This is a genomic window from Pseudonocardia wallangbongensis, from assembly GCF_054486945.1.
In genome coordinates this window covers 1-7053 of sequence record NZ_JBRERS010000033.1, presented here as the reverse complement: position 1 = coordinate 7053, position 7053 = coordinate 1, and the positions used below count along the sequence as shown (strand labels likewise).

Annotated in this window: 4 protein-coding genes and 2 pseudogenes; 1 reads left to right on the top strand and 5 read right to left on the bottom strand. The window is 71.4% G+C overall.

Annotated features, from left to right (window positions below):
- Positions 1-176: 176 nt before the first annotated feature.
- The 3 genes and pseudogenes from ACU436_RS42205 to manD form a co-directional block, all read right to left on the bottom strand.
- Positions 177-1151 (bottom strand): annotated as a pseudogene (locus ACU436_RS42205) (L-idonate 5-dehydrogenase); the annotation flags it as partial.
- Complete coding sequence (locus ACU436_RS42200; RefSeq protein WP_459032805.1) at positions 1148-2503, bottom strand: MFS transporter; 1356 nt, start codon at positions 2501-2503, stop codon at positions 1148-1150. The pseudogene ACU436_RS42205 and the gene ACU436_RS42200, both read right to left, overlap by 4 nt.
- Positions 2504-2513: 10 nt before the next feature.
- Complete coding sequence (gene manD, locus ACU436_RS42195) at positions 2514-3725, bottom strand: D-mannonate dehydratase ManD (protein WP_459032804.1); 1212 nt, start codon at positions 3723-3725, stop codon at positions 2514-2516.
- 83 nt (positions 3726-3808) lie between these two features.
- Between manD and ACU436_RS42190 the strand changes: the two genes are divergently transcribed.
- On the top strand, positions 3809-4516 hold the full coding sequence (locus ACU436_RS42190) for a GntR family transcriptional regulator (RefSeq protein ID WP_459032803.1): 708 nt from the start codon (positions 3809-3811) through the stop codon (positions 4514-4516).
- Between the two features lie 1230 nt (positions 4517-5746).
- On the opposite strand, the gene ACU436_RS42185 is transcribed toward ACU436_RS42190, so the two are convergent.
- The gene (locus ACU436_RS42185) at positions 5747-6844 is read right to left on the bottom strand and encodes an IS630 family transposase (protein ID WP_459032802.1); all 1098 of its coding nucleotides are present in this window, start codon (positions 6842-6844) and stop codon (positions 5747-5749) included.
- Positions 6845-6959: 115 nt separating this feature from the next.
- A pseudogene (locus tag ACU436_RS42180) lies at positions 6960-7053 on the bottom strand (IS982 family transposase); the annotation flags it as partial.

Genomic DNA, 7053 nt, shown 5'->3' with positions numbered 1-7053 from the left:
TCGCGTTTGGCTTCGCTCGGCCCGAAGCACTCATCGCACTAGCCATGCTCGCCCTCGGCGGCCTCTGCCCGCCCCTGCCCGGACGCGCAACGTGATCCACACATCGGACAGGAGAGCCCCATAGTGCTGTCTGCCAGGTTCAGGAGGACCTTGCTGCTGCCCGTTTTGCGGTCGGCGGCCGTTCGTAGGGCCTTCTTCGCCTGGGTCAGTGGGAAGCGGTGGGTGATCACTGGGGTGACGTCCAGGCCATCGCGCATGGCGCGCAGGGCGTCGTCGATCTCGTCGACGAAGCGGTAGGACCCCACCCAGGTGATCTCGCGGGTCACCAGGTCGCCCAGCACCGCCGGCACCGCGCTGCCGGGCAGGTTGCCGACCTGCACGAGGGTGCCGCCGCGGGCGGTGGCCCGCAGCACGGGGCCGATGGCCGCCGCCGCGCCGGACGCCTCGATCACGACCTCGACGTCCTCGGGTAGCGCGGACGTGGTGAGGTCGATCGCGGTGTCGGCGCCCATCGCGGCGGCCACCGCCAGCGCGGGGGCCGCGACGTCCGAGGCCACGACGACCGCCGCCCCGCGGTGCTTCGCGGCGGCCACCACCAGCGAACCGATCGGCCCGGCGCCGTTCACCAGCACCGTCCGGCCCCGGACGTCGCCGGCCCGGTGCACGGCGTGCAGCGCGACGCCGAGCGGCTCGGCGAGCGCGCCGTGCTCGGTGCTCACGCCCTCGGGCAAGGCCCGGATCTGGTCGGCGCGGACCACCCGGTACTCGCTGAACCCGCCGTCGGTGTGCGGGTCGAGGGCGGCCGAACCGAAGTAGCGCACGCAGGGGTGCAGGTTGGTGCGGCCGGCGATCCGGTCCGGCAGCCGCGGGTCGCCGACGACCGTTGCGGGGTGGACCGTGGCGGGGTCCCCCTCGGCGATCCCGTCCACGTCCGGCCCGACCGCGACGACCCGTCCCGCCACCTCGTGCCCGAGTACGAGCGGGTGGCGCACCACCGCGGTGCCGGTGGAGCCGTGCCGGAAGTAGGAGATGTCGGAGCCGCAGATGCCGCCCCATTCCATCGCCAGCAGCACCTCGCCCGGGCCGGGCCGCGGGTCCGGGCGCTCGTCGACCCGGACGTCCCCCGCGGCATGCACCACCACCGCCCTCATGCGGCATCGCCCAGCTCGACGAGGTCACGCCCGCGCGTCTCGGGGGAGAGCACGGTGGCCACGAGCGTGATCAAGGAGTACGCGACGAGCATGGCCGCGATCGGCCACCAGCTGCCGGTGACCGCCGTGAGGGTGGCCGCGACGACGGGCCCGATCGCGGTGGCGAGGATGCCGCCGATCTCCTTGGTCAGCGCGAGCTGGGTGAAGCGCGTGCGGGCGCCGAAGAGCTCGGCCATCGTGACGCTCTCCAGGGAGAAGAGGCCGAGCACACCGACGTTGAGGGCGAGGATCATGCCGATCACCAGTGCCACGGTGCTACCACTGGTGATCATCAGCAGCAGCGGGAACGCGAGGACGGCGGTCAGCGCCGAGAGCGCGATGTACATCGGCCGCCTGCCGAACCGGTCGCCGAGCAGCCCCACGATCGGCACCGTCACGAAGCCCAGCAGCGAGCCGTAGACGATGGCGTCCGTCGGCACCGACCGGTCGACGAGCAGCGTGGCGGCGATGTAGCCGACGAGGAAGGTCTGGACGAGCCCCGAGTTCCCGGCCTGGCCGAACCGCAGGCCGAGCGCGAGGAAGAACGCCTTGCCCTTGCGCTGGCGCAGGCCGGTCTCCAGCACGCTGCTGCTCTCCGCGTCGGCCCGGGTGAGGGCCCGCCCGTCGACGACGTCGGGGCGCTCCTCGAAGACCGGGCTCTCCTTCAGGCTGCGGCGCAGCCACACCGCGAAGATCATCAGCACGAAGCTGAGGAGGAACGGTAGCCGCCATCCCCACGACAGCAGCTGCTCCTCCGACAGCGCGGCCAGCAGGAACGCCCAGAGGGCGGACGCGGCCAGCGTGCCCGAGTTGGTGCCGAGCGACACCAGCGAGGCGACGAGCCCACGGCGGCGCCCCGGCGCGTACTCGACGAGCATCACGGTGGCTCCCGCGATCTCCGCGCCGGCCCCGAAGCCCTGGATCAGCCGTAGCGCGACCAGCAGGATCGGCGCGAGGATGCCGATCTGCGCGTGCGTCGGCAGGACACCGATCAGCGTGGTGGAGGCGCCCATCAGCAGGATCGTCAGGTACAGCACCCGCTTGCGGCCGATGCGGTCGCCCATCCGCCCGAAGTAGATCGCGCCCGCGAGCCGGGCGACGTACCCGACGCCGTAGGTGGCCATGGCGGCGATCAGCCCGATCGCCGGGCTGACGTCGGGGAAGAAGATCTCGTTGAAGACTATGGCGGCCGCCAGCGAGTACAGCTGGAAGTCCATGTACTCCATCGCCGTGCCGAGCCAGCCGGACGTGGCGGCCTTGGCCAGGTCACCCGTGGTCCGCGTCGCCGGCCCGGTCTTCGTGTCCTCGCTCATCGGGACCTCCTCACCAGTCGTGCACGGAGCCGTCGAGACGGCGGGCGACGGGCAGGTAGCGCGGCTGGTACGGGAACCGCGCTGCCGCCTCGGCGTCGTACTCGACGCCGAGGCCGGGCTCCTCGGACGGGACGAGCATCCCGTCGGTGAACCGCACGCCGGAGCGGAAGACGTCCATCGTTTCCGGCGTGTGCGGCATGTACTCCTGGATCCCGAAGTTGGGCACCGCGGTGTCGAGGTGCACGGCGGCCGCGAGCGTGATCGGGGAGAGGTCGGTGGCGCCGTGCGACCCGGTGCGCACCTGGTAGAGCGCGGCGAGGTCGAAGATCCGCCGCAGGTGGGTGATGCCGCCCGCGTGCACGACCGTCGTGCGCACGTAGTCGATCAGCTGCTCGGTGATCAGCTGCTGGACGTCCCAGATCGAGTTGAGCACCTCCCCGACGGCGATCGGGGTGGTGGTGTGCCCGCGGATGAGCCGGAACGCCTCCTGGTTCTCCGCGGGCGTCGGGTCCTCCATCCAGAACAGCCGGCAGGCCTCCACGCTCTTGCCGAACCGCGCCGCCTCGATCGGGGTGAGGCGGTGGTGCACGTCGTGCAGCAGGTGGAAGCCGAACCCGAAGCGCTCCCGCACCGCCTCCAGGTAGGCCGGGGCGAAGCCGAGGTAGGCCTCGGTGTCCCAGGGCTGCTCGTCGGGCAGCGCGGTCGACGCCGGCTCGTAGACGCCCTCGCCCTTGCGCACGCCGTAGGTGCCGGCGACGTCGGGCACCGCGGCCTGGGCGCGTACCGCCCGGTAGCCGAGCTCGAGGAAGCGCTCGACGTCCTCCAGCAGGGAGGACACGTCGGCGCCGCTGGCGTGCGCGTAGACCGTGACACCCTCCCGGGACCGGCCGCCCAGCAGCTGGTAGACGGGCAGGCCCGCGACCTTGCCCTTGATGTCCCAGAGCGCGGTGTCGACGGCCGAGATCGCCGTCATCGTGACGGGCCCGCGCCGCCAGTAGACGCCCTTGTAGAGGTACTGCCACATGTCCTCGATGCGGGCCGGGTCGCGGCCGATGAGCAGCGGCACGACGTGCTCGCGCAGGTAGGCGGCCACGGCCAGCTCGCGGCCGTTCAGGGTGGCGTCCCCGAGGCCGGTCACGCCGTCGGACGTGGTGATGCGCAGGGTGACGAAGTTGCGCCCGGGGGAGGCGACGAAGACCTCGGCGCGTTCGATCGTGCTCACGGTTCCCACAACCTCCTTGTCGCGCAGTGCTGGTATACAAGCAGATGTCGCGAAGACGGCGCAAGGGTGGATAGGCTGGTGCGGTGACGCGGGCGACCAGGAGGACCAGCCGCAGGACGGTCTACGAGACCCTGCGGCGCAAGGTCCTCACGCTCGAGTTCCCGCCCGGCTCCGCGCTGTCGGAGAACGAGCTCGCCGCGCAGCTCGGGGTCAGCCGCACCCCGGTGCGCGAGAGCCTGATCCTCCTCGCCGAGGAGGGCCTGGTGCAGGTCTTCCCGCAGGTCGGGTCGTTCGTCTCCCGGGTCGACCCGGCCCGGGTTGCCGACGCGCAGTTCCTCCGCGAGGCCGTCGAGCTCGCCTCGCTCGAGGACCTGCCCACCGGGCTCGACCCGGACATCGTCCGCGAGCTGCGCGAGAACCTGGCCGCCCAACGACGCCCCGGCCTCGACGTCGAGGAGTTCTTCGCGCTCGACGAGGCGTTCCACCACGCCCTGCTGCGCCTGGCCGGGCACGGCAGCGCGTGGGCCACCGTCGTGTCGGCGAAGGGGCACCTCGACCGCGCCCGCCGCCTCGGCCTGCAGGCCACCGCGCCGCCCGCATTCACCGACCAGCACGTGGAGATCCTCGACGCCGTGCTCGCCGGGAGCGTCGCGGCCGCCCGGAAGGCGATGCGCGCCCACCTGCGCGCGGTCTTCGACGACGTCGAGCGGATCCGGCAGCGCTCCCCGGGGCTGTTCGCGGGCAACCGGGACTCCGTGCCCGTGCGGCGCAACGTGGTGGTGTGGGAGTAGCGGCCCGGCGCAGCGTCGTTGGTGGCGTGGGGATCGCCGGCTGCGGCCAGCAGCCGGCGCCGGACACCGGCCCATGTCCCTCGCGTCCGGCTGGTGGACGCCGTCCGGGGTTGCGTTCGGAGGTCGGGCCGGCCGGTGACGCTCGCGGGTGCTGTCGGCGCGATGTCCCACCCGGTTCGAGCCTGCTCAGGCGGTGGGGTGTGTTCCGCGGAACGCACAAACGATCATCGGCTGGGTCTGACCAGGGATTCGCTGCCGGTGGGTGCGCCGTACCCGGCTCGTAGCCCGACGGCCGCACCCCGTCGACGCGGTCCGGGGCGTGGGCCCCGCGTCTGTTCCCTCCTCGCGCTTGTCCGAGGTGGCCGGGTTGGCGTCACTACCGTCCCCGGGGGTCACCGGGGTGGCCGTCCCCGACCTGCTGGCACGCCGGTTCGCGACGAGACCGCCGCGGTTGGCGGCCACTCGGCCGGCGGTGGTGCCGTTCCCGGTCTCTCCGATCGTGGTGTCGGCGCCGAGTGTCGTGCCGCCTGACAGCCGGCCTGGAGTGACCCGAGGGTGGGGTTTGATCAGCGGATACGGGACCTGGCGTGCATAGGTGAGCGTGATGTCCCGATCCCGCCGATCACGGCCCGCTGGGTGTCGATGTCGGGGTTGTTCGTGGGGGATGCCCGGGTGTCTGGGGAGTGCAGAAGGGGCGGGCGGGACCACCGCAGGTCGAGTGGCCGCCAGCAGTGGCGGTCTCGTCGGGACTGGCGTGCCGGCAGGTCGGGGACGGCCGCCCCGGTGACCCCGGGGGGACGGTGGTGGTGCCAACCCGACCACCCGCGGGGGTGAGGTCGGGTCCGGACGGGAGTGGCCGCGCCCGGGACCGGGTCGATGGGGTGGGGCGGTCGGGCTACGAGCCGGGTACGGCGCGCCCACGGGCAGCCGATCCCGTGGCGAGGCAGCCCTGACCGCCGGGCGCCGGTCACGTTCGTGATCCGCGGTATCGGTTGGCCATGGCTGCGGCGACAGCCATGGCCAACCGATATCCGCGATCTTCCCCGTCAAGATCCGAGGTATCGGGTGTCCATGGTCGTGTGGACAGCCATGGGCAACCGATACTTCGGATCATGCCCGCGCATCGACGGGCTGGGCCGACGACCCGACACCACCACAGCGCCCGAACCAGCCACTACCGCCGCCGACCAACTACATGATCACGATCCACCGCTGCAAGCTAGTGGCTTGTCACGCAGCCTTGGCCGGGTAACTGGTCCAGGTGCGGATCGGTGAGCCGACTGCGAAGTTGACCTTCGGCTGGGCTCGGGCGTTGCGCCAGCGGACGTAGGCGGCGATGGCGGTGTTCTGCTCCTCGTGGCTGCGATGGTCGGTGCCGTTGAGGGCGAAGTAGCGCAGCGCGGCGAACTCGGCCTCGATCCAGTTCAACCACGACCCGTAGGTCGGCAGGAACACCAACTCGACCTGGTTGGCCGCGCACCAGTCGCGGACGCGGGCGTGGCGGTGCGGGGAGAAGTTGTCGCAGACCACGTAGAGCTTCTCCCCAGGCCAACGGCCGCGCAGCCCTTTGAGGAGATCGAGGAACTCGATCCAGCGTTTGCGCTCGCGGATCCGGTAGAACAGCTTGCCGGTGCTCAGGTCCAGGGCGGCGAGCATGTGCATCACCCCGGACGTGCGGGTGTAGGTGGCCCGCAGCCGCCGCGGCGTGCGGATCGGCCGCCAGGCCTTGCCCTTGCGCGGTAGCAGGTTCAGCGGGCCGAACTCGTCGACGCAGATCACCCGGCCGTCGGCGGGTGGCTGGTCATACAGGTCCAGGACCCGGCGCATCTTGGGGATGAAGTCCGGGTCGGTGGAGGCCTTCCAGGTGGTCGTGGTCTGCCACGAGACGCCGCCGGCGTGCAGGATCCGGCGCAGCGTCTCCCGGCTGAGCTCGGCGACGATGCCCTCGGCGAGCAGGTGGTCGCGCAGCTTGGCCAGGGACCAGGTGGAAAACGCAGTGATGCCCCAGTCGGCGGGGGACGTCCGAGCGATCCGGCAGATCCAGGTACGGAGCTGGTCACCGATCCTCTTCGGGCGTCCCCCGCTCGGTTTTGGGTCCAGCGCGTCGAACCCCCGCTCGTTGAACGCATGGATCACATCCCGCACGTAGTCGTCGCTGACCTGCAGCAACGACGTGATGTCCCGCACCGTCTGCCCCTGGGCTGACATCAACACCACGATCGCGCGACGCATCCGAACCGGGTTGGTCGCGGTGCGGGTGATCCGCTGCAGCTTGCGGCCCTCGTCCATCGACAACGGCCGCACGAACACGCTCGGTCTGCGCGCCACAACCACCTCCCACACTCGACGTGCGGGCAGCCTCCCGAGACCAGCAGGCAAGATCAATTACCCGGTCGACACTGCGTGTCGAGCCACTAGATGATCGATTCCGTGAAGTTGGTGTTCAGTGGTCGTAGGCGATGAGGCTGCGCTTGCTGGGCGCGTGGGTGTTCCAGTTGTGCCAGACCGCTGCGGCCAGGGCGAGCAGCCGTTGAGCG

Excerpts from the sequence above, each read along its gene's own strand:
- ACU436_RS42200 (WP_459032805.1), bottom strand. The coding sequence starts at position 2,503 with ATGAGCGAGGACACGAAGACCGGGCCGGCGACGCGGACCACGGGTGAC.